Source organism: Terriglobus sp. ADX1, from assembly GCF_036877645.1.
In the GTDB taxonomy this organism is placed as follows: domain Bacteria; phylum Acidobacteriota; class Terriglobia; order Terriglobales; family Acidobacteriaceae; genus Terriglobus.
The window spans coordinates 237,153-264,109 of the sequence record NZ_JAEDXV010000003.1; the positions used below are offsets into that span (position 1 = coordinate 237,153).

The 26,957-nt window shown below is 54.2% G+C and carries 23 protein-coding genes and 2 tRNA genes; 16 read left to right on the forward strand and 9 right to left on the reverse strand.

Annotated elements, in window-relative coordinates; translation table 11 throughout:
- From JAO32_RS03775 to moaC, 3 genes are read left to right on the forward strand one after another with little or no spacing between them, the layout of a single operon-like run.
- Entirely contained in the window at positions 1-1,224 is a 1,224-nt protein-coding gene (locus JAO32_RS03775; RefSeq protein ID WP_334237641.1) for a molybdopterin molybdotransferase MoeA, read from the forward strand.
- 10 nt (positions 1,225-1,234) lie between these two features.
- Positions 1,235-1,432, forward strand: a complete 198-nt coding sequence (locus JAO32_RS03780; protein ID WP_334237643.1) for a hypothetical protein — start codon at positions 1,235-1,237, stop codon at positions 1,430-1,432.
- Positions 1,429-1,923, forward strand: a complete 495-nt coding sequence (gene moaC, locus JAO32_RS03785) for a cyclic pyranopterin monophosphate synthase MoaC (protein ID WP_334237644.1) — start codon at positions 1,429-1,431, stop codon at positions 1,921-1,923. Before JAO32_RS03780 ends, moaC begins: the two co-directional genes overlap by 4 nt.
- A gap of 192 nt (positions 1,924-2,115) precedes the next feature.
- Here the strand turns inward: moaC and JAO32_RS03790 are convergent, their stop codons facing one another.
- From JAO32_RS03790 to JAO32_RS03805, 4 genes are all read right to left on the reverse strand, one after another.
- Complete coding sequence (locus JAO32_RS03790; RefSeq protein ID WP_334237645.1) at positions 2,116-3,015, reverse strand: glycosyltransferase; 900 nt, start codon at positions 3,013-3,015, stop codon at positions 2,116-2,118.
- 277 nt (positions 3,016-3,292) lie between these two features.
- On the reverse strand, positions 3,293-5,239 hold the full coding sequence (locus JAO32_RS03795) for a capsule assembly Wzi family protein (protein ID WP_334237647.1): 1,947 nt from the start codon (positions 5,237-5,239) through the stop codon (positions 3,293-3,295).
- Entirely contained in the window at positions 5,125-6,438 is a 1,314-nt protein-coding gene (locus tag JAO32_RS03800) for a hypothetical protein (protein WP_334237648.1), read from the reverse strand. The genes JAO32_RS03795 and JAO32_RS03800 overlap by 115 nt, the downstream gene beginning before the upstream one ends.
- A gap of 12 nt (positions 6,439-6,450) precedes the next feature.
- Positions 6,451-7,650: a Wzz/FepE/Etk N-terminal domain-containing protein gene (locus JAO32_RS03805; RefSeq protein WP_334237650.1), complete on the reverse strand. Its 1,200-nt coding sequence runs from the start codon at positions 7,648-7,650 to the stop codon at positions 6,451-6,453.
- 60 nt (positions 7,651-7,710) lie between these two features.
- Here JAO32_RS03805 and JAO32_RS03810 point away from each other — a divergent pair, with 60 nt between their 5' ends.
- From JAO32_RS03810 to JAO32_RS03835, 6 genes are all read left to right on the forward strand, one after another.
- The gene (locus JAO32_RS03810; protein WP_334237652.1) at positions 7,711-9,000 is read left to right on the forward strand and encodes a flippase; all 1,290 of its coding nucleotides are present in this window, start codon (positions 7,711-7,713) and stop codon (positions 8,998-9,000) included.
- A complete protein-coding gene (gene glf / locus JAO32_RS03815) occupies positions 8,997-10,091 on the forward strand; it encodes a UDP-galactopyranose mutase (RefSeq protein ID WP_334237655.1) in 1,095 nt (364 codons plus the stop codon). The genes JAO32_RS03810 and glf overlap by 4 nt, the downstream gene beginning before the upstream one ends.
- Entirely contained in the window at positions 10,084-11,067 is a 984-nt protein-coding gene (locus JAO32_RS03820; RefSeq protein WP_334237657.1) for a glycosyltransferase, read from the forward strand. Before glf ends, JAO32_RS03820 begins: the two co-directional genes overlap by 8 nt.
- Positions 11,068-11,186: 119 nt before the next feature.
- On the forward strand, positions 11,187-12,038 hold the full coding sequence (locus JAO32_RS03825) for a glycosyltransferase family 2 protein (RefSeq protein WP_334237659.1): 852 nt from the start codon (positions 11,187-11,189) through the stop codon (positions 12,036-12,038).
- Positions 11,998-13,044 carry a glycosyltransferase family 2 protein gene (locus JAO32_RS03830; protein WP_334237661.1) on the forward strand — a complete coding sequence of 349 codons (1,047 nt, stop codon included), beginning with the start codon at positions 11,998-12,000 and terminating at the stop codon, positions 13,042-13,044. Before JAO32_RS03825 ends, JAO32_RS03830 begins: the two co-directional genes overlap by 41 nt.
- 184 nt (positions 13,045-13,228) lie before the next feature.
- Positions 13,229-14,344: a glycosyltransferase gene (locus JAO32_RS03835; protein ID WP_334237663.1), complete on the forward strand. Its 1,116-nt coding sequence runs from the start codon at positions 13,229-13,231 to the stop codon at positions 14,342-14,344.
- Between the two features lie 50 nt (positions 14,345-14,394).
- On the opposite strand, the gene JAO32_RS03840 is transcribed toward JAO32_RS03835, so the two are convergent.
- From JAO32_RS03840 to JAO32_RS03855, 4 genes are all read right to left on the reverse strand, one after another.
- The gene (locus tag JAO32_RS03840) at positions 14,395-15,768 is read right to left on the reverse strand and encodes a hypothetical protein (protein ID WP_334237665.1); all 1,374 of its coding nucleotides are present in this window, start codon (positions 15,766-15,768) and stop codon (positions 14,395-14,397) included.
- Positions 15,769-15,870: 102 nt separating this feature from the next.
- Positions 15,871-18,333, reverse strand: coding sequence for an SLBB domain-containing protein (locus tag JAO32_RS03845; RefSeq protein WP_334237667.1), 2,463 nt, complete (start codon positions 18,331-18,333; stop codon positions 15,871-15,873).
- 370 nt (positions 18,334-18,703) lie between these two features.
- Positions 18,704-18,779: transfer RNA gene (locus JAO32_RS03850), tRNA-Ala, on the reverse strand.
- Between the two features lie 90 nt (positions 18,780-18,869).
- A complete protein-coding gene (locus JAO32_RS03855) occupies positions 18,870-19,193 on the reverse strand; it encodes a hypothetical protein (RefSeq protein ID WP_334237669.1) in 324 nt (107 codons plus the stop codon).
- A 281-nt stretch (positions 19,194-19,474) separates the two neighbouring features.
- On the opposite strand from JAO32_RS03855, the gene JAO32_RS03860 reads away from it, so the two are divergent.
- The 6 genes from JAO32_RS03860 to JAO32_RS03885 all read left to right on the forward strand — a co-directional run bounded on the left by JAO32_RS03860 (position 19,475) and on the right by JAO32_RS03885 (position 25,463).
- Positions 19,475-20,230, forward strand: coding sequence for an RNA polymerase sigma factor (locus JAO32_RS03860; protein ID WP_334237671.1), 756 nt, complete (start codon positions 19,475-19,477; stop codon positions 20,228-20,230).
- Positions 20,227-20,862, forward strand: a complete 636-nt coding sequence (locus JAO32_RS03865) for an energy transducer TonB (protein ID WP_334237673.1) — start codon at positions 20,227-20,229, stop codon at positions 20,860-20,862. Before JAO32_RS03860 ends, JAO32_RS03865 begins: the two co-directional genes overlap by 4 nt.
- A gap of 83 nt (positions 20,863-20,945) precedes the next feature.
- A complete protein-coding gene (locus JAO32_RS03870) occupies positions 20,946-22,808 on the forward strand; it encodes a tetratricopeptide repeat protein (protein ID WP_334237674.1) in 1,863 nt (620 codons plus the stop codon).
- Between the two features lie 15 nt (positions 22,809-22,823).
- Positions 22,824-23,720, forward strand: coding sequence for an N-acetylmuramic acid 6-phosphate etherase (gene murQ, locus JAO32_RS03875; RefSeq protein WP_334237677.1), 897 nt, complete (start codon positions 22,824-22,826; stop codon positions 23,718-23,720).
- 42 nt (positions 23,721-23,762) lie between these two features.
- Entirely contained in the window at positions 23,763-25,037 is a 1,275-nt protein-coding gene (locus JAO32_RS03880; protein ID WP_334237678.1) for an MFS transporter, read from the forward strand.
- Positions 25,038-25,100: 63 nt separating this feature from the next.
- Complete coding sequence (locus JAO32_RS03885) at positions 25,101-25,463, forward strand: hypothetical protein (RefSeq protein ID WP_334237680.1); 363 nt, start codon at positions 25,101-25,103, stop codon at positions 25,461-25,463.
- 48 nt (positions 25,464-25,511) lie between these two features.
- Here JAO32_RS03885 and JAO32_RS03890 read toward each other — a convergent pair.
- Positions 25,512-25,588, reverse strand: a tRNA-Arg gene (locus JAO32_RS03890).
- 409 nt (positions 25,589-25,997) lie between these two features.
- Between JAO32_RS03890 and JAO32_RS03895 the strand changes: the two genes are divergently transcribed.
- Entirely contained in the window at positions 25,998-26,705 is a 708-nt protein-coding gene (locus JAO32_RS03895) for a hypothetical protein (RefSeq protein WP_334237682.1), read from the forward strand.
- The last annotated feature ends 252 nt before the right edge of the window (positions 26,706-26,957 follow it).

A 26,957-nucleotide genomic window follows, 5' to 3' on the forward strand; every position in this document is an offset into this window, starting at 1 on the left:
ATGGCATTGATCACCTGCCAGGAAGCACTCGACCTCGTCGCTGAACACGTCGCGGCGCTCTCCACGCGCACAAGCGTGGAGCATGTGCCGCTGGATCAGTCGCTGGGACGTGTTCTTGCCAAGCCGATTCATGCTGACCGCGATCAGCCGCCGTTTCCGCGCTCGACTCGCGATGGTTACGCTGTGCGCGCCGCGGATCGTGGTGCACGGAAACTCATTGGCTCCGTTCGCGCGGGTGAAGTGTGGACAGGCTCTCCGCTGGCAGAGGGTGAAGCAGTTGAAGTGATGACTGGCGCTCCGGTTCCAGATGGCGCTGACGCTGTCGTAATGCTGGAGCATGTGGAAGCAACGACTACAACGGTGAACATCTCTGGCGATCACTTGCCGAGTACTGGTGACAACGTCGTTCCGCGAGGACAGGAAGCGATTGCGGGAGACGTCCTGCTGCATGCGGGTGTCCGCCTGACTGCGGCGGAGATTGCGCTTGCAGCCTCTGTTGGTGCGTCGGAATTGGATGTGTACCTGCAGCCTGTGGCAGCGATATTGGCAACGGGGGATGAGTTGGTGGCGGTAGACCAAACTCCTGCACAGCATCAGATACGCAACAGCAACTCTCATGCGCTGGCGGCACTCGTGCGACAGCATGGTGGTGCGCCGCGCTTGTTGCCGCCTGCGTTGGATACTCGCGAATCTCTTTTGGAGCGCCTCACCGCTGCACGAGACGCTGAATTGCTTCTGCTTAGTGGCGGTGTTTCCGCAGGAAAATATGACCTGGTGGAAGACGTATTGCTGTCGCTGGGGTCGGAGTTCTACTTTACCGGCGTGCGGATTCAGCCCGGCAAGCCGGCCGTCTTCGGGCGTTTACCTGCGACAGACACACATGCAGAGCAATGGATCTTCGGCCTGCCCGGTAATCCCGTATCCACGTTGGTAACGGCATTGCTTTTCGCTATGCCGATGCTGCGAGCGCTTGGTGGTGAGTTATCCCCGCGCCCACGCTTTGTACAGGCGACACTCGCAACCGAAGTGAAGGTGCGTCCGGGCCTCACGCGGTTTGTAGCCGCAAAGCTCTCCTCCTCACTCCACCCTGTCACCGTTGAACCTGTGGCATCGCACGGTTCAGGAGATTTGGTCGGTAATGCTCGCGCCGATGCGTACATTGCTGTGCCGTCGGAGGTGGATACCCTTGCGGCGAGCGCCACCGTATCGGTGCTATTGCGGTAGGCTCATACACATGACTAAGACCACACGCCTGGGCAAGCTCTTGATTGGTGCAGCCGTGATTTTGCCTGCGCTGGCAGTGGCTGGGCTGATTGTGGAGAGTCATTACCTGCTGATCCACATTGAACAGAAGCAGCTATGGAAATGGTTGGCACTTGATGCAGGCATGTTGTTTGTGGGCTTAATGTTGAGTCGCGGAGAAGACCTGTGAGCAAGTTATCGCATTACAACGACGCGGGCGAAGCGCACATGGTCGACGTAAGCGACAAAAAACCGACCCGTCGCGAAGCGGTTGCAGAAGCCTTCGTAGAACTGAATGCCGATGTACTGGCTGCATTGCCCCAGAATCCCAAAGGCAATCCGCTGGAAGTAGCGCGTTTTGCGGGAATTACCGCTGCGAAGAAGACGGCTGACCTGATTCCCATGTGCCATCCGCTGCCGCTGTCCTTCGTGGATGTGGAAGCGACCATCGTGCATCCCGCAGCACTGTTGAAGACGGGCGGAGGCGTGCGCATTCGTGCCACTGCGGCGACCGTTGCTGGAACCGGCGTGGAGATGGAGGCGATGACCGCCGCCGCCGTCGCAGCTCTCACGGTCTACGACATGACGAAGGCGCTGGATAAGGGCATTCGCATCCGCGAGGTGGTTCTGCTGAGCAAAAAAGGCGGCAAGAGCGGCGATTACGTCCGTTCTGACGAGTAGAGCTTCTCGCGACAAAGGAGTGTGTCGCTTAAGTCCAAAAGGATCTCTGGCCCGTCAGTTTCAACTTAAGGGATAGGGGCAAATGAGCCTCGATGCGACCAAGTTTGTAGCCCAGATACTTCGCGACTGTGAGCATAATGGCTCGCGGAATGGCCAGCGGATCGTGTTTGCGCAGGTAGTTGAATTCCGAAATCACAAATTTGCGGCCTTCACGCCTGCTCCGCCATAGATATCTATTAGCTCTGGCTTGCGGGCGTGATACACACCTGTATCGAAGTAGCGGGACAATGTTTGAGAGAAATTGAAGTCGTGCGAATGAATGACCTTTGCCTCACTGCAGTAGGCGGTTTTCCAACCGCTTGCCTGCAACTTGGCCGCCATCGTTGAATCTTCTCCGATGATCACTTCTGGATCGAATCCGCCAGCGGCGTCAAAGGCATCTCGCCGGTACGCAGAGAAGCTATTCGAGAAAAAAATCGCACGAAAGCCTACTCGCTCGCGGTCTTCGTACACACGGACATAGGACGAGTCTGGATAGTTAAACAAGCGACCGTGGCGCTCGATGGCACCTGCACCCTTACGGGGAAGCTGTCGTCCGAAAGCGGCGCCCACTGTGGGATCATCAAAGGCACTGACAAGATTGGGAATAGCGCCCGCGTTGGCAAGCATGGCGTCCTGTGTCATAAAGACCAGAATTTTGGCCTGAGGAACAAAGCTTGCAGCAAACTGCCGGCTCTTTCCGTGACGGAAGTTACGTGCGGGAATAGTCTCTACTCGGAACCCAGCCTTCATAGCGATTTCGTGAGTCTGGTCTTTGGATTCCGAGTCCAAAACCAAAACCTGGTTTGGTTTCAAACCAGTGGCGATCAGAGAATCCCTCAAGAGCTCGAACTCGGACCCAGCATTGTAGGTCGGGATGATCACAGCGACGTCTTGCAAATGAAGGTGATTATCCTGTTCGCTATCTGTGGCGGTGGCAAACGTTCCCGATAAGTGGGACATCTCTTCCTGTGGTGAAGTCAAATTCATTTCCCGCTCTTCCTGTACGAGGGCATTGGGCGACTTCCAGAAAGATGATGTGTGCGATGCCACGATTGGTGTCTCCACTATTAGTACCCTCTACAACGCTGACCCTGGTTTCTGACACGAAGTTTCGTCATATTGAGCTCAGTCAGATAGAAAAGGCGATTTCCCAGTACTCTTTATCAAAAAAGCTCCTGACGCTCTCGTGAAGAACCTCTCCAGATTCTGCAAACGTTATTGTAAATAAGAACTCAGAGGAGGTAGCTCCATATCTATGGAGCTACCTCCTCTGAATGTCTGATGAACACCGTTACTGCCTGAGAAAAGTCTCAGGCGGATGTAGAAGTTAGTGTGAGCGCAGAGTGCCAATCGTCTTGCCAGGATCCCAGGTAATTTGAAGGCGAAGGCTACCGTTTGTCTGACGTCCCGGCATGAAGACGGGGATGAGGAAGCGCTCCACCTGCGAGAACAATTCCACGTTCCAGTCTTTTCCGATGGCATAATTTGCCTTCATAAATCCATCTGAGACGGTACCGCCATTAGCTAAATGCAACGGACTGATCTTTTCCTGGCGGTAGCCACCTTCGATGTGGGTTTTGGCGGAAACCCAATAGCCAAGACGACCTTCGAAAGTCCGCGCATCTCTGCCGGTGACATTCCCAAGGAGGAAGCCTTTGTTGGTGTTGCCATCTCGATATTGGTTGTTGATATAGATGCGGTGATCACCTTCATCCTGTGAAAGCTCCTGAGTTGAGACCATCTCCAAGCGAAAGTCCATGTGCGGAATTCCTGGCAATCGTGCGAGATATATTCCGGGGGCCCATGAATTTCTGCGTGGGGCAGCCAGTGGACTGAGATCGTCGTCCGCGTAGGAATCGGCGTAGATGGTTACAAGATTCTGCAGGCCGGGTACATGCAGACGGAAATCAAATGCACTTTTGCGGTCTCCTGGGTCATTGCGTGCACCATATCCTAGTGATCCTGTGGAATCTGCGCTGAAGAAATTGTCTTTGAGTGACCGGAGTGTCATGGGGTGGCCGACGCCCCACAGAATGGACCATCGAGTAAAGCTCATTTCGAGATTGCGGCCAAAGTTAAAGTTGATTTTCTGGCCGTTGAAGTAAGGTCGCGCGGGATAGTGGTGCCCGGAAAGCTTCCCGAAGACGAGATCTACGCTGTATGTTCCCAGGGATGGAATGAAAGGCAGATCGTGAGGGCGATTTGAAGCCAGGCGCAAATTGTATGTTGGTTCCGCATTGCTGGAGAACGAGAGCGGCCCCATGGTGTTTGGACCCCAGTAGATTTCCTGTTTACCGAAGGACAGGTTGTAGCCAGCAAAGGTCATACCTGCGTAGAGATCAATCGGTCGCTGTCGCACGTATGCAGGGATGGCCGGGGAGGCCAAGTTGAAACCTGGTGGCGTGCTTCCGAAACCGGTATTGTCGATCTGGTTGTAATAATCAGCTAGCTTTTGCGAGACCGGAGGCAATCCTGGATCGGTTTGCATTTCCTGGCGACTATAGAAAAAATAGCGTCCTGATGTGGCGCGCACAGCATAGCCAGCAATGATGCTTCCTCCGCGACCCAAGGGACGACCGTAATCATTCCACCAAGTCTGACCGATGTGGAAGCTGTCATTGAGTGCTGGACCCATGATGGAACCGTAGCGGGCGTAGAGGGATTCCAGTACGACTTTGGATTCTCCCTCCGGCTCTCGCAGATAGCGCTCCAGGTCCGGTAGCATCGTTTCCGCTTCAGACTGGACGTCACTCTGAACGGGATGGTCTAGGCTTGCGAAACCATGTAAAGAGTCTTCTGCCTCTCGCAATTGCCGTCGGCATTCCTGGCGTGTCCAGGGGCGAATGGCTACCTGTTGCGACGGTATGAGCCCCATAGCAGCCAGCCTCTCCAGTGCAGGATAGACCCAACTATCCATAGGAACGATAGTCGAACCAGAACGGTCGTTATCTACTGAGCGGGGCGGAGAAGCTGGTGAGGGGGGAGAGGTTTTCTTGTCCACCGTCGTTGACCTGGGAGGGATCGCCAGAGAGGCAGCCGCAACGGGAGAAAGGGTAGGTGCTTCCGGTAGCTGGGCCAAAGCTATAGAAGATGACATGAGCATCAGCCAGCACAGGAGATGTGGAAAACGGCTGAACGCGCTTCGTATCATCAGCATTGCTACAGGATAGACGGTTGGCTGCTGACTTCGAACGACGGGGGAGCATACTTTTCTGTTGTGAACCATTCGTATACCAGCAACAGCAATGCATATCGAATAAATGGGATTACCCATGAATCCAAGAGCAAATTGGTGCCGAACCAGAGGAGGACGCAGAAGGCAGCGAACGGATACAGCAGGACGCCGACTACACCGGAATGCCGCACGGAACGCCATAAGCCGCCGTAGATGATGCCGTATCCCATGAGCCAAAGCGGGGTGAACCATCCGAGGTCGCAAAAGATGAACCCGAATGTACCGAGAAAGATCATGGAACCGTTTAATCCCGCCCGTTCCACAGCTCCAAACTCTGAGGTCCACTCGTCGAAAAAGCCGGGCCAACGAAAAACGTGCTGCAACGGAACGATGCGATGCAATGGCTCATTCATGCTGAGAAAGGGGCTTAGATATACCCCGCGACCAGCGAATGGATAATGCAATCTGCCAAGAATCAGCGCAGCCAACCTGTTATAGGAAGCGCCCGAATAGCCAAGTAGCAGATTCAATTGCGCGTCCAACGACATACTGCCGCGCAAGAACGAAAAGAGTCCGAAGAGCAGCGTAACGCCCAACGCCAGGCAGCTAGCAACGGTGCCAATAAAACGCCAGGATAAGCGCCCTTCCGCTTCCCGATGCAACGTATATAACACTGTCATTCCAGCAACCATTTCCATGATTTGGTTGCGACTGACCATGAGGATGGCTGCGGATGTTGCCATTAACACAGCAGAGACTAGCATGAAGCGAACTGCATTCGCCTTCCAGCCCCGGAGCTGTAGTTGCCAATAACGCCACATGGTCCACCAGATCAAGGCAACCAAACCCGGGGCGGCATTCATAAGCAGCGCCATATCGTTATTGGAGTCGACACCCTTCAGATCTTGAGCCTGTTGATTGATCATGATTTCGATCAGGCTGGGATTGTTGTGAAATGCCTGCTGAAACCCCCGTGCGACTTGCACCATCCCGAATAAAAGAGGAAGCATTAGAAACAGCAACCCTGGTATGCGGGTTTTTAGGGTGGGCACCTCCATCGGAATGACCTTTGGGCAGACAATCCAAAAACCCGCGGCAAACCCTGCGACGCAAAGCAAATAGAAGAGGAATGTCTGAGGCTCCAGAAAGAGGAGGTCACGCTCGTGCATGACCGAGCTGTACAGGCCCGGAGGAAACAGCCACGCTATCAGAAACAATGCAAGCGAGATGGATGCCAACCCATAAGGCGAGACAGCATCCCGCAAAATGGGAGCTGAACGCATGGAGTTATCGTTCATGACCCCGCCTCGTTATGCAGTGTTGGAACGAATTTGGCGTAATCGTTGCTGAATACCGGATGTCCGCCAACGATCCTGGAGAATAAGGTAGAGAGAGCAGGCGCAGAATGCCAAACATGCGGCAGCTAAGACGATCAGAACGCGGAACTGGGGCAATTTCTTATCAGGTGGCGTAGCCTTGTCCACGACCTGCATAGTGGAGCCTTGTCGAGCTTCTTCCAGCTGCGCGGCTTCATACTGCTTCGCCAGCATTTCGAAGAGTGTTTCGTAATATTTCACGTCACGCATTCGCCGCACGTACTCAAGGCCGGCTTCAGAAAGTTCTGGCTTGGTCAACATCAGACCGTTCGAAGTGTTCCCTTGTGAAGTCAGGCGATCGAGTTGCGCCTGGAGCGCTGTCAGTTCATTTCTCGCCGTTATTAGGCGAGGATTCCCGGTAGCCGCGAAGCTTTCCAGGCTGCGGATTTCAACCTGTTTCGCAGCAATCTGCGCATTGATGGATGCTGCGGAGGTAATCAACGCACGTGCTTGGCCCTCCATTTGCAATAGGCCAGTACTATCCTGCGTGCGCTTCAAATCCTGTTCTGCCTGTGCTAGACGGTCTTTTGCATGTCCCAGCTCTTCCTGGTAAAACATCCTCTTTTTCTGTGCATCCGTGACGGCCAGGGTTGCGGAAAAGGACGCAAAGGTCTGAAAGTAGCCATTTGCCAGATCGGCAGCTTTCTGAGGGGATGTGCTCACAGCAGAGAGACGGATCATGCCGTCACGAGCACCATAGAAGACAGTTACCTTTTTCTCGAGTACTTTTCGCGCGTCCGACATGCGCTTCTTCTTATATTCATCCATTAGATGAAAGCGACGGATGACGGCGTCTTCAACGGTTTGGCTAGTGAACATCGAGACATAAGATTCGCCGGTACTCTTGCCACCGAGCGTACTTTCTGAAATCAGAGGCGCTGCACCACCCGCCAGTGCAGCGAGTGCACCAAGTCCGCTCGACGGAGACGAGGGGGGAATCAGCACGACCGTTGACTCGTATTCTGGTTTAAGGAAAAACGTACCAAGAAGTGCCAGTGCACCAACAGCGACGGTGACCCGAAGAAGTGTTTTTTGCCGTCGGATCAGGAGTTCTATGATGTGCCAAGAACCCTTGGAATCCTGCTTGGGAGAAGCCAGCGAGGCGGGAACCATAGACTCATCGCTAGAAGACATCTTCACACTCTAAACCTACCATGGAGACGATCAGGCTGGCCTTCCGTTATGATGGTTCGAATGTCTGCTTCTGGCAAGGAGGGGAATGAAGGTGCTCGCCGCCGGCTATTCGGGAACGTAGCGGCGCTGTATCTTCTTCAGGGTCTCAACTACCTGATCCCAATGGCAACGCTGCCATATCTTGTTCGTGTGCTTGGAATTCAAACCTATGGTTTGATTGCATTTACACAAGCATTTGCACAATATTTTGTGACCTTTACCGATTACGGATTTAACTTTTCCGCGACCCGATATATTGCACAAAATAAGCAGGAGCGATCGCTTGTTGTGCGTATGTTCTGGTGCGTTATGGTCGTCAAGATTCTGCTTATGGTAAGCGGTATGGTTATCCTGACCGCCATCCTTGTATTCGTGCCGAGATTTCACGCTGAGACCGCCTATTTTTCTGTTGCCTATCTCGCGGTCGTGGGAAGTGTTGTGTTTCCCCAGTGGTACTTCCAGGGAATGGAGCAGATGAAGCACATTTCAGTTCTGACCGGAGCTGCGCGTCTTGTGACCTCCGGGTTGCTGTTTGTGTTTGTGCATTCGCCTTCTGATGCTCTGACCGCGGTCGGGTTACTTTCAGCAGGCCCTTTACTGGCTGGGATTCTGGGGTTTGGGGTGGCGTATCTTGACCTGCGCCCCGAGTTCTATCTGCCTTCACGGCACGAACTTTGGGAAACCGCTAATGACGGCTGGCATTTGTTCATCTCTACGGCAGCAATCAGCCTTTACACAAACACTAATGTGTTCTTAGTTGGTTTGTTGGCAGGCAATACGGAAGCTGGATATTTTAGTGCGGCGGAAAAGTTGATTCGTGCACTTACTGGTCTTATCGGCCCGATCACGCAGGCGTTCTTTCCGCACATTAGTGCGCTGATTGCGGAAGGGAAGGCAGTCGCAGTTGTTTTTATCCGCAAGACACTTCGCTTGACGGGGGCTGTATCGTTTCTCGGGTCGCTCGTCTTGATGACCTTCGCCAATCCACTCGCACACCTGCTCTTTGGGAAAAATGCTGCTGGCAGCGTACCGATCATTCATTGGATTGCCTTTCTGCCCTTCCTAATCACAGTATCGAATGCGCTGGGTATTCAGACGATGCTGTCGTTTGGTCTTGATAAGTTGTTCAGTCGCATTCTGGTCGCATCGGGCATTTTGAATGTTGTATTGGCATTTCCGTTGATTCACTTCTTCGCTGCGAAAGGGGCTGCGATCTCGGTGCTGATTGTTGAGGCCGCGGTGACGGTTGCAATGATTGTTGTCCTCGAAGGCGAGGGGGTTCATTTGTTTCGAGGTACCAAAAGCGCATGAAAACGGATGTTTTGATTGTTGGTGCTGGCTTCGCCGGTTCTGTGATGGCAGAGCAGTTTGCCTCAGCCGGTAAGCAGGTTGTTGTTGTTGATCGCAGGGCTCATATTGGTGGAAACGCCTACGATGAGAAGGACGCTGCAGGGGTCTTGATTCATCGGTATGGCCCGCATATTTTTCACACGAATGCTCCGGCAATTGCTGAGTACCTCTCACGTTTTACGGATTGGATTCCGTATGAACATAAGGTGCTTGCCTCTGTTGAGGGACGGCTATATCCGGTTCCGATTAACCGCACAACGATCAACGCGCTATATGGGATGAATCTGGATGAAGCGGGAGTCGCTGCGTACCTTGAATCGGTACGTGAGCCACGTGAACGTGTCCTGACCAGCGAAGATGTTGTGCTGGGAAGTGTTGGCAGAGATCTGTGTGACAAGTTTTTTCGTAACTACACTCGTAAGCAGTGGAACCTGGATCTTTCGCAGCTTGGGCCCGGTGTTGCAGGCCGGATTCCGGTGCGGACAAATGATGATGATCGCTACTTCAACGATACATTCCAGAAGATGCCCCGTGATGGCTTTACTTCCATGTTCGCCAACATGCTGCAGCATCCAAATATTCGCGTAGAACTTGAGACGACCTATCAGGAAGCCCGAACACGCATCGGAACTGACCTGGTAGTCTTCAGCGGACCTATTGATGAGTTTTACGATTTCCGGTTCGGAAAGTTACCCTATCGTTCCCTGCGTTTTGAACACGAACATATTCGCGATCAAGAACGATTTCAGTCAGTGGGTACGGTGAACTATCCGAACGACTTTGCGTTTACTCGCATCACAGAGTTCAAGCACTTGACAGGACAGTTGCATCCTGGGACGTCGATTGTGCGTGAGTATCCAGTGCAGGAAGGTGATCCGTATTATCCGATTCCTAATGAGCAGACGTCCGCCCTGTATGAGCAATATCGGCATCTTGCACAGCAAGACAAGCACACCATTTTTGTAGGACGCCTTGCGGAGTACAAGTACTACAACATGGACCAGGTCGTTGCCGCAGCTCTCAAGACTGCAAAGGAGCGCGTGAATGCCTGAGACCGTCGCCGCCGTTGTTGTTGCATTCAACAGGAAAGAATTGCTGGTGGAGTGTCTTGAGGGACTTCTCAGGCAGACCTCGCCGGTGGATGCAATTTATCTGATCGACAACGCAAGTACCGATGGTACGGAGGCGTACCTGCGCGAGCGCGGCTATCTGAATCAGGAAAAGATTCGCTATTGTTTGCTACCATCCAATGTCGGTGGTGCCGGCGGCTTTGCGGCGGGCATGGAACGGGCATATGACGCCGGCTACGATTGGCTGTGGCTGATGGATGACGATGCTGAGCCTTGTCCTGACGCTCTGGAACACTTGCGCAGGTGCAGTAAGCCGAATATCGCGGTATTGGCCAACATGAAGGTTAATGTGAATGGTGAGCCGCTGATCTACCATCTGGGAGCAATTCAGTGGCGATCCAGCACCGCGCTTGTGCAACCCATTCAGTTAGGCGAGCAGATTTCTGCTGCACCTATACCGATTGATTTTTCTTCGTTTGTTGGAGTGATGATACGGCGTGAGGCAATCGCGAAGGTCGGTTTACCGCGAAAAGAGTTTTTCATCCATTTTGACGATGTTGATTACGCCGTGCGGCTTCTTACCGCAGGCGAAGTGTTTCTGGTCCCGTTGAGCAAAATCATCCATAAAGAGAAGTTGCTTCCGGCATCGAAGGAAACACATTGGGGAAGCAAGGCTTATAGGCGCATCTCGATTGAGAAATATGCCTTTGAGTTTTATGGAATTCGGAACGGTCTTCGGACGTTGCTTGAGCATTCACCAGAAAATGTTCTGTTGCGGTTTGTTCGAGTGGGTAAAGATGTCTTAGCCATGGCTATTAAGATTTTGCTGTACGAGCGGGACCATCGCTTATTACGGCTCAAACTGCTCACCCGCGCTGCATGGGATGGCATCTTCGCTCGTTTTGACAATACGATTCCATTTGAGCTTCGCCGAAGACTAGCCAATTCTGTGAAGTAGAGTGTTATGCAGCCGGGAACTGAGTGGTGGTGTATTCGGCTTCATTCTAGTGTTCAGTATGCGAATGATTGACTAGGAGGGCGGCGACGATGTCACAGGATGTACAGTCCATCTGCGCCGTGATTGTCACGTTTTTACCAACCGAGCAGTTGGTCAAAAACGTGCAGCTCTTACAGGAGCAGGTGCAGCAGATCATCCTTGTGGACAACGGCTCCACGGTGCAAGCCTGCGCCCTGCTGCAGACACTGGAACAGGCTGAGCATATCACCGTGCTCTGGAATCGCGAAAATCTGGGTATCGCGAGAGCGTTGAATCAGGGATTGCAACGCGGTATTGAGCTTGGCTTCCAATGGCTTATTACCTTTGACCAGGATTCCACCGTGACGTCTGGGATGGTCGCTCGCCTGTTGCAGTGCTTTGACAGTAGCTCAGGGAACATTGCCATTGCAGCCCCATGCTATGTTGATCGTGTTCTTGGGACCCGTCTTGGAGAAGATCGCGATGTACACGGAGAGGTCAGAACAGTGCTGACGTCCGGGATGCTGATGCCAGCCTGGCTTTTCAGTCACGTCGGTTTTATGGATGAACGCTTGTTCATTGACTCCGTCGATCTTGAGTTTTGCAATCGTGTCCGGTCCCATGGATACCGCCTAGCCCAGATTGACGATGCTACGTTACTGCACACGCTTGGACGGCTAACTACATTTCGACTCTTAGGTCGCGAGTTTGAGCTCACAAACCATAGCGCCGCTCGAAAGTACTATCAAACCAGAAACCGTCTTTGGACTCTCGGTATGCCGAAGGCTCGCCTCACATGGTGGAAACAGGCGACACACGAATTCAAAGGGATGATTTGGGACTTTGCCAAAATCCTTATGGCCGAGGATGACAAATGGCAGAAGACACGCCGTATTGGTTTAGGCGTAGTCCATGCCTTTTTCGGGAAGATGGGGAAACGTGTTGAGCTCTAGTCCACGAGTAGGCATCCTTTTACTGAACTGGAATGGCTGGAAAGACACAATTGAGTGCCTCGAATCCATCTATCGGCTGAAAGATGTACAGTTTCGTGTCGTAGTGTGCGATAACGACTCTCACGACGGTTCGCTTGATCGCATTGAGGAATGGGCTCGGGGTGACCGGCGCGCAGTCGCGTGCAATCCAACGCTTTCCAGTTTTATCTCGCCTCCTATTCGGAAGCCTGTTGTTACTCGACGATTTGAGAACGGTGAGATCTCAGCACGTCGCGATGAGAGCAGCGACGACCTGCTGACCCTAATTCAGACAGGGACGAATCTTGGTTTTGCCGGTGGTAATAATTGTGGTCTTCGTTACTTTCTAACCCAGGATGATTGTGACTATGTGTGGTTGTTGAACAACGATACGATCGCATCACCTGATTCACTGGCTGCCATGGTGACGGCAATGCAAAAGGACACGTCGATTGGGATTATGGGTTCCCAGTTGCGTGACTATGCACATCCGAGTCAGGTTCAGGTCCATGGTGGTAAGTTCTACTCCGTATGGAGTGCCCGTGTTCATGCCAATCTGGAACCTCGGCCGACGCGCAGGTTGGATTATGTGGATGGCGCATCGATGTTGGTTCGCCGTGCATTTCTCGAACAAGCAGGGTTGATGGATGAACGATACTTTCTATATTTCGAAGAATTAGATTGGTCCGAATCCGCGAAACGACATGGATTTGGCTTGGATTTTGTACCAGAAAGCGTCGTCTTTCATAAAGAGGGGGCGAGTTCGGGAACCAATAAGGATGCCTCTCTTCGTGGTCTTACGTCTGAACGTTTTTTGACGAGGAACCGAATTCTTTTCACGCGTCGCTATCACGCATGGGCTTTGCCTACAGTAGTGCTCTGGATTCTTCTGACAGTGTTCCGTGCTGTACTTCATAGAGATTGGAAGCGCGCCAATGTGGTGCTTCGAGCAATAGTTGAAGGAGTATGCCTCCCGGTAGCTCGATGATTAGACTGCCATGGCAATACAATCGATCAAAGGCTACTCTGTTCCAGAGTAGTTGGATTACCCGGATCGGCGCTTTCGCACACGCTGACATCTTTATATGAATATATTGTTTGCGACCGGACATCTGCCGTCTTGCACTGGAAGTCAGGCGGGGGCCAAGGTCAGCTATGAACTTTGTAGAGTGTTGGCCGAGACAGATACGATTCATCTGCTTGCGTTTGCTACAGATTTTGAAATGGAACGGTTTGCCTCCGCCGAGATGCAACTCTTTACGTCCTGGCAGCTGGTTCCTGTAGACCGAATCAAGCGAATCGAAGGGATCGTTCGCCGTCCGTGGTTGCCATTCGCAATTGCGGCACGCTGGCAGGAATCTTATTTGGCTCGGCTGAAACGCGCGATTGTTGAATTGAAGATTGATGCGGTCATCTTTGATCACACTGCCATAGTGCAGTACAGGCGGTGGGTGCCTTCCAGAGTCGTCACCGTTGCGTCTCTTCACGATGTCTTGACACAGAGTTGGGATCGACGCTGCCAGTCACGGTCGGGCTTAGCGAAACCTGCATTTTATCTAGAGTCTGCCCGCATCCGTCGGTGGGAATCGCGTGCGCTTGCTCACGTCGACTTTGCCACAACATTGAGTTCCAAAGATCAGAAGCTACTTGAGGACATAACAAAAGACAGACTGGAAGTCATGACAATTCAGCCGTGGGTGGATTCGTCCGTTCTTCAGCGGGTAGAAGAGAGAAATGCGATCCTTCCCGATTCGTTGCTGTATTGGGGAGCGATGGACCGCGCTGAAAACGTAGACGCCGTTCTCTGGGCAGTGGCAGAGATTATGCCTCGTATCTGGAAAGAACGACCAACAGCCAGGTTCTACATTGCAGGCAGCAAGAGCGAATCACTAAAGAATAGGCTTCCTGAAGACAACCGAATTGTTGTGATGGGTTTTATTGACGACGTACACGCGATGATGTCAAGCATGCAGATTGCTCTACTGCCATTGCGGCTGGGAGCAGGGATTAAAATCAAGACTCTAGAATGCATGGCTGCCGCCCTTCCGGTTGTTACGACGAATGTGGGAATCGAAGGCATTGAAGCTGAGCCGGAAGTCGAATTTCTGCAGGGTGAGACAGCGGATCGTTTGGCTGAACAGGTTCTATTATTACTGAACAAGCCAGCTAGAGCGAACACGATAGGACGTGCTGGACGTAGTTTCTTGTTGCGGTGGTATGACTTCAATGGTCGAGTGAGAACGATGCGTTCGCGGTTGTATGAGCTTGTGAGTCAACGAGCAGTGTAAGGGCATATACTGTAGCGCGAATTTGCCCGTGTGCCATTGAGCTCCGATGCTTACCAAGCGTCAAGCTTCGACCGGCGGATCGTATTTTCGGCAGTACATACATATACATATTGCGTGTCAGACCATAGCTCACCCGTGACGCAAGTATCGTGTGAACTCTTGGGCGTGCCACGGCTTGTTGTAATGGAACGGGCTGCCACTGAACCTTGTGACGCGATGTCTCCTGTTTCGCCCAGTTGGACAATATCCATGCCATCTTTGTTCTCAAGGTGTATTCCAGTGCCGAGGCTTTTCAGGATGACATGAGACTCGCGATCAAAGAGGAAGACATCACGAAGCATTTCAGATCCAGGTTTTGAGGTGGCGTCGTATACAGAGATGCTGGGAAAGTGCGGTATACCGTACTGAATGGTCCCATAAATATTGCCAAGAATGATGGGCGCATCTTTGAAGTAGCTGTTGCCAAGGTCAATGCCGGAGAGTGCGCCATACCAGTGACATGCGATGCCCTGAACATGCGATTTGTGGAATACCGCTTTGAAGGTTTCGTTCGTCACTGCTATGGGATAGATGTCTTCCTGGTGGTCACCGTTATCGCAGGACGCCCACATCCAGTTACCGGCCAGATCATTAATGGGTTGAGAAGATCGCACCGATTGAATCTGTGTGGATGGTGTGACTGCTGTTGCTAGTACAGCGCTCCATGGTTCGAATGTGCCCAGGCAACCATATCCTGGAATTCCTTTTGGAAGACAGTTGGAGACATTTTCCGGGGTGTTGCCAATCCACTCGGTTGAGACGCCATCCATGCGGAAGCCGGTACGGTGTGTACCGTGTGCTCCGCCGATGCGCAACACGGTTGAAGCTGGATATGGAGACCCACCGACAAACTTCATCTGATCAATGCTGTAGCGAACGTCTTCCGGTGTGAATCGTCCGAGGTCTCCTTCAATGCCAATTGCAGGACCTTCTGCCCAGGCATTCACCACGTAGTTCAATCCCCAGACTGGTCTGTGTGACACTCGGCCTTGCACTGAGGTATAGATTCCTACAGGGTTATGGATGACAGGATTCGTTGTAGGGATAGTCTCGCCGATGAAGATGCCCAATCCAGCAGAGTGGCCAGCCTCATTGTCTACAACATCTGTGAAGATATCCAAAGCATTCGAGCGCAGGTCCCATATGGTGCAATTGGACGGAATCGTTCGGTTGCGCCACGCCTCTTTCGTGTTCAACGAATGGGTCAACAGAACAATGCCTCCGCCAGCTGAAGAGCATTGCTGCAGTGATTTGTTGAGAGCATCCTTGCCGTCGGTTGCTGCGGATGGTGTTGGTGTGAAGAACACGTGATCTGTGCTAACCGGGGTTTGTCCAGTTAGCCGCACACACGTGATGAGCAGGGCTAAGATAAAAGAAAGCTTCATACGCCCTCGTCAATCTGCCATAGACATTGAGACATGTGCATCCTGAAGGTTGCACATGTCTCAAATGTCTATGGCGGCAGCGATGTCGCTGCATTGCTTAACTTACCGTACAGTCGCTAACACAGCAGCCAATACGCCGAAGTTTGCAAAGATCTGTGAGTACTCCAACACTGTGTGCAGTGCGTCCGGCTTGATCATCTTCTCCGGAACCACAATCGCATCACCAGGATGAATCACGGAGTTGTCAAAGGTATTCGTGAAGAAGCCCTTCGCATATTCTCGGCTGTACACCGATCCGTTTGCACGGATGATGAATGCATGCTTTGCATCTGCAATACGGTTGGGATTGCCCGCCTGGCTGACATAGTCTCCGAGATGTTTCTTGGAGTCATATAGGAAGACACTCTGACCGTAAACAGCACCCAGTACTCCGACCGTGTTTGGCCTGGAAGGTACGTGGAAGACGTCGCCATTTTCCAAAGGGATATTCGGAATAGAGTCGATTGCCGAGCTTTCAGGCGCGAAAGGTAGTACTATACGCCCTGTTGCCCGCATACTACGAAGCTGGTTCACAATGCTGCGCTGGGCGGTCAAGGCGGTAGGATCCGTGGCGCCTGTAGTAGACGAAGCGCTTCGTACGGCAGCGGCACGGTCCAGATCTGCTGACAGGCGCGTGATGTACTCATCGAGCCGCTGCTGCTGGAATCCTCGTGCTGACTCTCGATAGAAGCTGCTGCCATAGAGATAGGCCTGTGCCGTGATCCCACCGGCGCGGCGAACCAGATCGTCAAGGGTTTCGCCGGGCTTCACGCTGTAAACTCCAGCAGCGACAAACTCCCCTTCCAGGCGAACATATTTTGTCTGTTCTTCTACAGGAACAGAGATATCAGCTTGAGACAGGATCGTGACTATGTCATCGGGTTGAAGCTCAAGGTTCTGAGAATCATCGTGATCCTTGACTAGCTTTCCTAGATTGAATGGCACCAGTACGCTTTTCAGCGTGTTGGGATCCAGCCGTTCAATGACAGCGTAAGACCAGTCAATCTCCCCTATTGGTATTTGAATTCGGTTCAGCTTTGCGCCAGTGGGGCTGATATCTTCGTTGTTTGCATCAAGCGGTGATTGGCTTCCCCCGTTTCCAGTATCGACTGAGCTGGATGCAAGGCGCTGATTTTGCAGGGCAAGGGCGGAAGCACTAGCTCGTTTGGCACGGGTGTTCTCTTCAGTGGAGAGCTCATCGACATTTCCTTGGTTTTCCCCGCTTCGAATTTGGGATGTGGTTAGGGGGGACGATGTTTGGCCCTGCTGATTTGTGGAGTAGCCCCTGGTATCAGTCAAACGCTGCTGCTTCTGGGTCAAAGACAGGTTCGTTTTAGACATTGGTTCGAACAGCGGTACTGGCACGCCGAGTTGATTGCGTGCTGCCCAATAGTCATTGGTGAGCAGAGACATGCGATCTGGGATGATATCGCTCAGTCGCATTCCCGGATGCCAGGCAAATCTTCCCGGATTTGCAAGATTGCCACGAATAGTCACCGATTTGGAATAGGCCGGGCTAATGTGCTTGGTGGTGACGATATCACCGTTGCGAAGGATGGTGGACTGGCCTTCCGTCGCGATATCAACTGTGGTGGCGCGGCGCATGTGATCTGTGTCGATACGCTCCAACGAGACGGACATGGTATCTGCGACGGTGTCGAATCCTCCACCAAGCTTCAACAAATCGGACACCGTGGTTTCGCCGCGAAGTTCGTAGATGGCGGGGCGCCTGATGTTGCCCGCCAATGCAACCTCCTGCCCCTTTGCGGGGATGAAGATTACGTCACCCTGCTCCAGATGAAGATCTTTCGTCTTATCGCCTGCCAGAAGTAGATCGTAGAGATCAAGTATCTGTGGTGGCTGGTTGGCACGTCGCAATTCAATCCGCCGCATGGAGCCTTGGGATGTCGGTCCGCCTGAGGCAAACAGAACATTTACCATCGTGCTCAGTGCACTTACAGTGTAGGCGTTGGGGTATCGTGCATCGCCTACGACATACACCTGAATCGATCGAAGATGGCCAAGGTTTACCGAGACGTCAAACTTCCGGTAGATCTGGCTGATCTCCTGACGGACGTGTTTTTCCAATTCGTCATAACGCAACCCAGCAACGTGGATTGAGCCGACCTTCGGGACGTAGATCATTCCACTGGGATCAACCGTAAGCTGACTATTAAAGGTCTCTGGTCCCCAGAAGCGCAGCAGTATCTGGTCGCCGGGCCCAACCACATAGTCGGAGCTGGCAGTCGTTTGTTCCGGCGGCATGAACGTGGATTGTGGACGCTCGAAAAGATTGCGACCGAACAGCGGCAATACTTGTCCAGTAGAGGCTCGTGCGAGTCGCTGGAAGTCTGTTTGGGGTTCGGGAGGCAGGCGTTGCAGCAAACTATACGGGGAGCCATTGTTCTGGCTATATGGATTGTTGCTATTCCGGCCATACGAAGAGTCATTGGTCTGGATGCCTGGCCGAAGCTGCTGGTCCATGCCGCCCTGATCGACGTACATCTGATTGGCGGTTTGCGCCATCCCCTGCTGAGGGAGGGAGGATTGTGGGGTAACCGTTTGGACTGGAATTGTTGCGTCTTGCGTTGAGCAATTCTGCGTCGTGGCCGAGCAGTCAGTTGCTGCATCTGACCTTTGCGAGGTTTGAGCAACTAGCGAGGTCTGGACGCTGAGTGGGGCCAACAGCAGGAACGCCAAGCCTATGTGCCAAATGTACTGTGCTCGTTTTACCGGCATGTTCTTTATACCGCTTAACCGGCTCAAGTAGGCCCAGCTTTCCTTACGCAAACCAATGAATCGCATCACGCTGATGATATTGCATGCTGCATGTTTGTGCATGGGAAGTGGAATGCGTCTTCTCTGGTTGAGCGTGACGTTTTGATGCGAGGGGAATTGGTGGACCTGATCGGGATCGAACCGATGACCTCTTCCATGCCATGGAAGCGCGCTCCCAGCTGCGCCACAGGCCCACTGGTTCTTAGAATACCGTGATTCTGTGATTCCGTAAACCTTACGACAACGTAAGAGGCCACCCGCTTGAGTGGCCTCTCGATGTCCTTCTAGCGCCAGTAACCTTCGCGCCAGACCCATCCACGTGGTGTGCTTATCCAGCGTCCTGAAACCCAGATCACGCCAGGACGGGGTGGGGCCATATAGCTGCCAGGAACCCATACGTACCGGCCGCCGCCCCAGCGGTAATAGCCTCCATGCCATGCCCATCCTGGACGTGGCGGAGGAGGGCGACGTTCCATTGGCGGTGGCGGAGGCCCCATCCGCGGTCCCGGAGGCGGTGGACCGTAACGAGGTTGAGCGACGACGACTGCAGGAGCAAGCGCCGTTCCCAGCAGAATGGCCGTAAGTCCGATTCCGGTAAGTTTCTTCATTTGTATCAACCTCCTGGACGGCCAATACTCGGCCGCATGGTGTTCGGATAGACACGGCCATCTTATGTCGGGTTGCTGTCAGAAAAGAGAAACTTTTCTGGCGTGTCGTGAAAATCTTTCTCGCAGGACGGGAACAAAGCCTGCGGCATCCGGTGTCTATAGCTTCAGAGTGAGCGAGAGCACTCTTTCATCCGCCGGCGGATGAGCCGTTTTTCTCCACCTCGGGAATGCGCCATTGCAAGGAAATGCACTGGAGCCGTACCTTAAAAGGAGTAGTACAGATGAACGGGGCAGCGGTGATGGATCCGGTTACCGGCACGATCGGTGGATTTTCCAAGGCGGGCGGCTACACTGCTGCGCGTGCGGAACTTCCTGTGGAAGAAGTGGCCTTGGTGGCTGCTCTCCAGGCGGGTTCTGAGGACGCCTTCCGTCAGCTCATTGCACAGTTCAGTGGTCCGCTGTATTCGCTGTTGCTACGTTCGTTGGCTGACCCGGCGGACGCTGCGGATGTCACGCAGGACGTGTTCATCAAGATCTTCCGTTCCATTGGCAGCTTCCATGGCGATAGCAGTCTGCGCACATGGATTTATCGCATCGCCATGCACGAGGCTTCCAATAGCCGCCGTTGGTGGGTGCGCCATAAGAAGGCGGAGGTCACCATCGATAGTGATAGCGGCGAAGACGATGGCGAGTTGAACTTCTCGCTGCGCGATACGCTTGCCGATCATCGTGAATCGCCGTTTGAAAGCGCGCGGCAGTCACAGCTGCGTACGGTGGTCGAAGGTGCGCTGCGTGACGTGCCGGAAAGTTTTCGGACAGTCGTTATTCTGCGCGAGATCGAAGGCATGGCCTACGACGAGATTGCAGAGATTTTGAATATTCATATCGGGACGGTGAAGAGCAGGCTGATGCGTGGTCGCGCAGCTCTGCGAACAAGCCTGGGCGCACGCCTTCCCGAATTTGCACAAATCGCGCCCAAAAAGATGCCGCAGGCCGCAGCGAAGGCCCCCTCTGCGACATCCAAGGAGGCACGATGAGTTTTTCGTCCAAAGATTTGGAACACCTGCTGGAGCGTCTGCATGAAGACGAGACGCCGCAGGAAGAACTGGGTTTTGAGCGTTCGCTGACGGATAACGCGTTGCGTACGCTTGCTCCGGCACAGCCACCGCGCGATCTTTCATTGCGCATCCGTGTCGCGCTTTCTAAGGAACGTGTACGCGCGCAGCATAACTGGCTGCATCGTGTGAAGGAGCGCGTGGAGTTATTCCTGGAAAACACGCTGCGTCCCATGGCCATTCAGGCAGGTGTTGCAACGGTGGCTCTGGTCGCCATTACAGGTGGTGCCCTGATGCTGGGTGCTCCACAGCAGGCTGTGGAAGCGAACGACGAGCCTCTGGCAGGTTTCTCTGCACCGCGTTATCTCTATTCGCCTGCGGGAGAGCGTCCGCTGGGCAGTGTGAATGAAGCGCCGCTCATCGTAAAGGCGATGGTGGATTCCACCGGACGTGTGTATGACTACCAGGTGCTGTCGGGTGGCTTGGATTCCAATACTTTAGAGGCTTTGCGCCAGCGTATGCTGACGGGTGTCTTCCAGCCTGCGCGTGTCTTTGACCATCCGGTCCGGGGTAGTGTCCTGCTCACCTTTGGCGATGTTGTGGTGCGTGGGTAGTCGCAGCGCCGGTTTGACCACCCTTCGTCATCAGCCTAGACTCAGCCTTTGGTACACCTTTCGCTGAGGTCCGTCGAACATCCGTGCGACTTTTTTCCCGTTCCGTTCTTTCTCTCGCAGCATTGCTGGTGCTGCTGCCTGCGCATGCGCAGCAATCGTCCTCGTCTTCTTCGTCCACAGGTGAGCAGATCGAGGAGCGCCCATCTTCCACGGTGATCCCGCGCCGCGGTGTGGAGCAGGCTGGTTCTGCTGTTTCGCTGGAAACCAGCGAGACCATGTTTACCATGGCGACTGCGCTGAACTCCTGCGGCTATGACAACGGATTGGAAAGTTCGCTGCCGGTGCGTGCGGAGATTCGTGCTGAAGTTAGCGCGGCGCTGGACCGTTCGGTTGACGTTCGCGAGAGTCAGATTGCTCTTTGCAAATACATTGCAAGTCATTCGCAGGGGGGAGCGCAGAACCTGGCGCAATACGTGTCGCTGGCGTTGTTTCTGTCGCCTCCGCCGGAACTTACATTGTCGGTAAGCGAAGGCGATCTTTCGCCCGATGCAGGGCAGGTTGTTGGTGTATTGCCGCTGCTACAGGATTTTGCGCGGAAGGCGGATCTGCACCTCATCTTCGTGCGTCATCATGCGGAGTACGAAGCGGCAACGGCGCAGGTGCATGACAGCATGACTCGTCTTCTGTTGGAGACGAACTCGTATCTGCATCAGCCGGTCAGTATCTATGACGGGCGTCGTTTCCTCGTTTTGCTGGAGCCCATGCTTAGCCCGCAGGCTGTAAATGCGCGTGTGTATGGTTCGGATTACTTCGTCGTAACGTCACCATCACGTATCGACGAGAACACGGCCACTAAGTCGTCGTATGGTTCGCGTTTGTCCATCGGTTCGCACGCAGGTGGATTGCAGATGGAACAGGTGAAACACATCTATCTGCTCTATCAGGTGGACCCGCTCATCTATGCGCGCGCTCAGGCTACGAATCGTCTGCTGCCTATTCTGAAGGTCGTTCAGGATGCGCCTATTGACTTCAACTACAAGAACGATATTGTTGCGTTCACGACGGAATGTCTTGTGAAGGCAATCGAAGCACGCACGATGGATGTGGGCTTCGACAAGCCGCGTAAGCCAGGAACGGTAAAAGCACGCGCCGATATTGGCGATTACAACCAGGCGTTGATCGACTATGAGCGGCGTGCTGAAGCTGTTCGACGCAAACAGGTCGTGCTCGACATGGAGTCGGGCTGGGTACTGACGGGGTCGTTCTATGACTCGCTGATGAAGGAAGACAAGGACGGCATCACGCTGAAAGACAGCATTGCCGAGATGGTTTACGGCATGGATGTGCCGCATGAAGTGGATGCGGCGAAGAAGATTCCGTTCTTCGCGCCAGACAGCAACAACCTTGTTGCTGGTGCAGGAGTGACACGCGCACGCGCACCCAAACGCACCTTCTCTGTAATGGATCAGGCCGAGTTGAACTTACAGAAGGGCGACAAACTTGGCGCAGAGGAAATCGCTGAGAAGCAGCTTGCAGCCAACCCTTCTGACACAGAAGCGCAATACATGATGGCTCGCTTGAGGCTGCTTGGTGGCGAACCGCAGGATGCGTTCGATCGTTTCCAAAAGATTGTGGCTACTGGTAAAGACGCACGCACCGTTGCATGGTCGCATGTCTATCTCGGTCGTTTGTACGACGCGCAACAGAACCCGGATCGTTCGAAGGCTGTTGCTGAATACAAGGCTGCGTTGAATACACCGGGCGTACAGTCAGATGTGCGCGCAGCTGCGGAGCAGGGAATCAAACAGCCGTTTGCCGCTCCGAAACGTGCGATCCAGAACAGCGATCAGCGACCTGAGGCTGACGATGAGGAGCTTGATCCCACTGGCAAGAAGCAGAAGGAAAGCTACAGCCCCAGCGAAGAAAAAGCACCTCAACCGCGTTGATCCAGAGGCAGAGAGATGAAGTTAGGTAACCTACTTACCGAATCGCGCAATCCCGCATCGGAAAACATTGACAGCGTTTCGACGGAAGAGATGCTGGCCATCATGAATCGCGAAGATGCCACCGTGATTCAACGTGTCAACGAAGTGCTGCCGCAGATTGCAAAAGCAGTGGACGCTATCTACGAGCGTGTTTCCAAGGGCGGGCGGCTTTTTTATATGGGGGCCGGCACCAGTGGGCGGTTGGGGGTGCTGGATGCCAGTGAGTGTCCTCCTACGTATGGGGTGCCGCGCGACATGGTGGTGGGTATCATCGCCGGTGGTGAACCTGCGCTGCGTGTCAGCCAGGAAGGCGCGGAGGATAGTCGCGAGCAGGGTAGTGCAGACCTGTTGCTGAATGGGTTCAACCAGTCGCCGGGACTGGATGTGTTGGTGGGGATTGCTGCCAGCGGCCGTACGCCATATGTGTTGGGGGCGATGGAGACAGCGCGCCGTCATGGCTGTCTTACCATCGGTCTGTCGTGTGTGCCGGGATCGCCTGTAGAGCAGGCGGCAGATATCGCCATCTCACCTGCTACCGGAGCGGAAGTGGTGACGGGTTCCACGCGTATGAAGGCTGGCACCGCGACCAAGCTGGTGCTGAACATGCTCTCGACCGGCCTGATGATCAAGCTGGGGTACGTTTACGGCAACCTGATGACGAATGTGCAGACCACCAACATCAAGCTGGTGGATCGCGCCGAACGCATCATCAGTGCCGCAACAGGCATTCCGCAGGAGCAGGCAGCGGAGCTGTTGCAGCAGGCAGGCAGTGTGCGCGTTGCCATTGTGATGCAGAAACGCGGTATTTCCCGCGCAGACGCGGAAGCGGCTCTGGAAGCCTCCGGGCAGAGCATTCGCCGGGCATTGCAGTAGTCAAATCTTCAGAAACCCCTAAAACTCCAGTAAACTGGAGGGATGCAGCACGACGCACCCTCCACCCACCCCAAAGCACACCTTGGCTTCCTTGGCCTCTGTTGCGGCGTGGGTGTGTCAACCATCTACCTTTGCCAGCCACTGCTCCCTGAGATGGGGGCCACCTTCGGCGCCGATGCGGCTGCTGCCGGGCAGGTGGGTGTGGCGACGCAGGTGGGGTATGCCATTGGCATGCTCACGGTGACGCCGCTGGGCGATATCCGCGAGCGCCGGGGGATGATCCAGCGGATGTTCGGCCTGGTTGCAGTGGCATTGCTGTTGCAGGCCTGTGCGCCGTCATTGCCGCTGCTGTTGCTGCTGAGTGCTACTTCCGGATTCATGGCGTGCGTGACGCACCTGGTGCTGCCAATTGCGCCGGATCTGGCGGCTCCTGAGGAACGTGGCAAGGCTATTGGCGCGGTGATGACGGGCCTTCTGAGTGGTGTTCTGCTGGGCCGGACGTTTGCCGGATGGCTCTCTGAGGCTGCGGCGCACCTGACGCATCGCGTGGCAAGCTGGCGTGTGGTGTTTGCCGTGGCTGCGCTGGTGTCGGCTGCGCTGGTGCCGCTGGTTGGCCGCATGATGCCGGAGCTTCCGGCGAAGAGTACGTTGACCTATCCGCAGGCGATGCGGTCGTTGTGGGAGCTGCTGCGTGAGGAGCCGTTGCTGCGTGAGAGCTGCTGGATGGGCGCGCTTTGCTTCGGTGCCTTCTCTGCTTTCTGGAACACGTTTGCGTTCGTGATGGAATCGCACGGACTTGGCGCGGCTGTGACGGGGAGCTTTGGGTTGGTGGCCACGGCGGGGGCGCTGGGGGCTACCGTGTGGGGCCGGATGGCGGACCGTAAGGGGCCGCGGTATGTGTTGTCCATTGGCGTGGCGCTGATGGCTGCGGCCTACCTGAGCATGTACCTGGTGGAGCGTTATGCCGTGCGTGCGCAAGCGGCTGGGCATCTGCATGTAATCGTTTACCTGCTGTCGCTGGGTTTTGCCGTCATCTGGATGGATGTTGGCATGCAGGGTATGCAGATTGGCAATCAGGCCCGCAACTTCGCCCTGAGGCCCGAGGCGCGGGCGCGGCTGAACACCATCTACATGACGGCTTACTTCATCGGTGGTTCCATTGCGTCGGCATTCTCTCCGGTGCTTTGGCAGCACTTTGGCGCTGCGGGTATCACTACGCTGGAGTTCGTGGTGATCGCTCTGGCAGTGCTGCGTCACATTACTGGCAAGCCGATTATGGCCAGCTCAACAACTGAGCCTTATACCGTCGCCGAATAGCGTTTGATGGGCATCTCCGATGGGATTGGTGGCCTCTTACCGTCAGCACAGGAGGGCACCACGATGAGCTTCTCTGGCAAACTTGCACTTCCTATTGTGGCTGTGGCGCTTATGGCGCCAGTTGCCATGCACGCACAGAGTTCCGGCTCGAACACCTCGGGTTCCACCAACGCAGGATCCACCGCGTCCAGCACGGGGACTTCCCCCACGGCTCCCCAGCCGAAACACACAACCACAAAGCATCGTGGAACAGCCACATCCACCAGCACACCGCACGCGAACAGCATGGATGTACCGAATACCCCAGCCGGTGACAAGCCTGTAGCTGATCCGATGAACCCGAGTTCCAGCCCGGAACCGCCGGTTCCTACGACCTCTGGACCGCCGCCCGCACCCACAACGCCGCCGACTAACCAGCCGCAGTAAAGAGAAGGGGATCGCCGCATGGCGATCCCCTTTCTCATGTGCAATCTGTGGTGAACCAGGCAGGACTCGAACCTGCGACCCTCTGCTTAGAAGGCAGATGCTCTATCCGGCTGAGCTACTGGTTCTTCCGGCTTTCAGCATATCGCGTGCAGCGCTGGATACGAACTTTGCTGTATCCGAGGGGTACCCCCTCCCCCCCCGTTTTTCTAAAATCGTCTTTCTATTGGGTTTACGGCGCGAGTGGCTGTAAAATCTTCTTTCTGTTGGGGTTAGAGGCAAAATCGTCTTTCTAAAGCATTTAGCCATTGGCTTTTAGCTCTTAGTTTTCCCCTTGGTTCTATTGTAGAGATTTCAGGGAAATAGAATGCCAACTCTATTTTCTTTCATTTGTTAGGTTTAGGTGGTCGGGGGGCTTGACAAGGATTTTGCATTTGATGATTTCCAGTCCAACGGAAGTGGGGTAGGATGGGGCTGCGTTTTCTGTTTTCGCATCCCCCTATTTCTTTTGCATTTTCTTTGAAGGAAACGAGATCTATGAGCTTTCGTCGGCTTTCTTTTGCCTTGCTGTTTTGTCTTGCGCTGGCAGTACCTGCTGCCTGGTCGCAGACTTTGATCCGTGTGTATGTGCAGGCTGGCAATGGCGATTTTGCTGCGAATGGGGCAGGGGATTCCGCCCTGGATTTGCGCAAGGCGTTGCTGGGTAAGGCGCGGACGCTGGTGTTGGCGAATTCGGGCGCGGAGGCGGATGTGGTGGCGCGCGTGGATTCTCGCAACGTCCGCAAAGAGACGTCTGCGGTGAACACCTATTCCAATAAGAGCGACGATGGTAAATCCACAACAAAAACGACCGTTCCAACTGTCCAGACGATCAATGAACTGCATGTGACGCTGCTGGTGGGGACTTCTGAGATTCCGATGCAGTCGGAGTCGTCGCTTTCGTGGCGGCTGGCCGCGAGTGACATGGCTTCAAGCATTGAGCACTGGACGAAGGAGAACTACGCCAAGCTTGTTGAACGTCGTATGCGGCAAGAGCCCGCTGCGGCTGCTGCACCGGCTGCGGCAGCACAAGCACCCGCTGCGACGCAGGAGGCATCCATTGCTCCCGGTATGACCGAGGCCGATGTGTTGAAGGCGATGGGAGCTCCGGATAAAAAGGTGAGCTTTGGTTCAAAGGCTCAGTGGAGCTATCGCGGGATGCAGGTAGTGTTTGAAGACGGTAAGGTTACGGACGTTAAGTTTTAGGGTTTAAGCCCCTTCCCCTTCCTAGCATTTGGATGACCTTCTGCGTTGTAGAGGGTTGCGGGTCCTCAGCTTCGTTCAGGATGACGCGCTAGGCGCGTATGAGCCTCGCTTTGCGAAGCTGGTTGGGTTTAGCAGGCAGGATAGGGCGGGCCTTTGGCCCTTGGATTTTCAACGCGGACCCTACCTAGGCCTTCGGCCTAGGCTAATATCTGGTCGCGCCTTTGGCGCTTGATTTTCTGGCTCTTTGGAATG

Excerpts from the sequence above, each read along its gene's own strand:
- JAO32_RS03775 (WP_334237641.1), top strand. The coding sequence starts at position 1 with ATGGCATTGATCACCTGCCAGGAAGCACTCGACCTCGTCGCTGAACAC.
- JAO32_RS03780 (WP_334237643.1), top strand. The coding sequence starts at position 1,235 with ATGACTAAGACCACACGCCTGGGCAAGCTCTTGATTGGTGCAGCCGTG.
- JAO32_RS03795 (WP_334237647.1), bottom strand. The coding sequence starts at position 5,239 with ATGGGTAATCCCATTTATTCGATATGCATTGCTGTTGCTGGTATACGA.
- JAO32_RS03800 (WP_334237648.1), bottom strand. The coding sequence starts at position 6,438 with ATGAACGATAACTCCATGCGTTCAGCTCCCATTTTGCGGGATGCTGTC.
- JAO32_RS03805 (WP_334237650.1), bottom strand. The coding sequence starts at position 7,650 with ATGTCTTCTAGCGATGAGTCTATGGTTCCCGCCTCGCTGGCTTCTCCC.
- JAO32_RS03810 (WP_334237652.1), top strand. The coding sequence starts at position 7,711 with ATGTCTGCTTCTGGCAAGGAGGGGAATGAAGGTGCTCGCCGCCGGCTA.
- glf (WP_334237655.1), top strand. The coding sequence starts at position 8,997 with ATGAAAACGGATGTTTTGATTGTTGGTGCTGGCTTCGCCGGTTCTGTG.
- JAO32_RS03820 (WP_334237657.1), top strand. The coding sequence starts at position 10,084 with ATGCCTGAGACCGTCGCCGCCGTTGTTGTTGCATTCAACAGGAAAGAA.
- JAO32_RS03830 (WP_334237661.1), top strand. The coding sequence starts at position 11,998 with ATGCCTTTTTCGGGAAGATGGGGAAACGTGTTGAGCTCTAGTCCACGA.
- JAO32_RS03840 (WP_334237665.1), bottom strand. The coding sequence starts at position 15,768 with ATGAAGCTTTCTTTTATCTTAGCCCTGCTCATCACGTGTGTGCGGCTA.
- JAO32_RS03845 (WP_334237667.1), bottom strand. The coding sequence starts at position 18,333 with ATGGCGCAAACCGCCAATCAGATGTACGTCGATCAGGGCGGCATGGAC.
- JAO32_RS03855 (WP_334237669.1), bottom strand. The coding sequence starts at position 19,193 with ATGAAGAAACTTACCGGAATCGGACTTACGGCCATTCTGCTGGGAACG.
- JAO32_RS03860 (WP_334237671.1), top strand. The coding sequence starts at position 19,475 with ATGAACGGGGCAGCGGTGATGGATCCGGTTACCGGCACGATCGGTGGA.
- JAO32_RS03865 (WP_334237673.1), top strand. The coding sequence starts at position 20,227 with ATGAGTTTTTCGTCCAAAGATTTGGAACACCTGCTGGAGCGTCTGCAT.
- murQ (WP_334237677.1), top strand. The coding sequence starts at position 22,824 with ATGAAGTTAGGTAACCTACTTACCGAATCGCGCAATCCCGCATCGGAA.
- JAO32_RS03880 (WP_334237678.1), top strand. The coding sequence starts at position 23,763 with ATGCAGCACGACGCACCCTCCACCCACCCCAAAGCACACCTTGGCTTC.
- JAO32_RS03885 (WP_334237680.1), top strand. The coding sequence starts at position 25,101 with ATGAGCTTCTCTGGCAAACTTGCACTTCCTATTGTGGCTGTGGCGCTT.
- JAO32_RS03895 (WP_334237682.1), top strand. The coding sequence starts at position 25,998 with ATGAGCTTTCGTCGGCTTTCTTTTGCCTTGCTGTTTTGTCTTGCGCTG.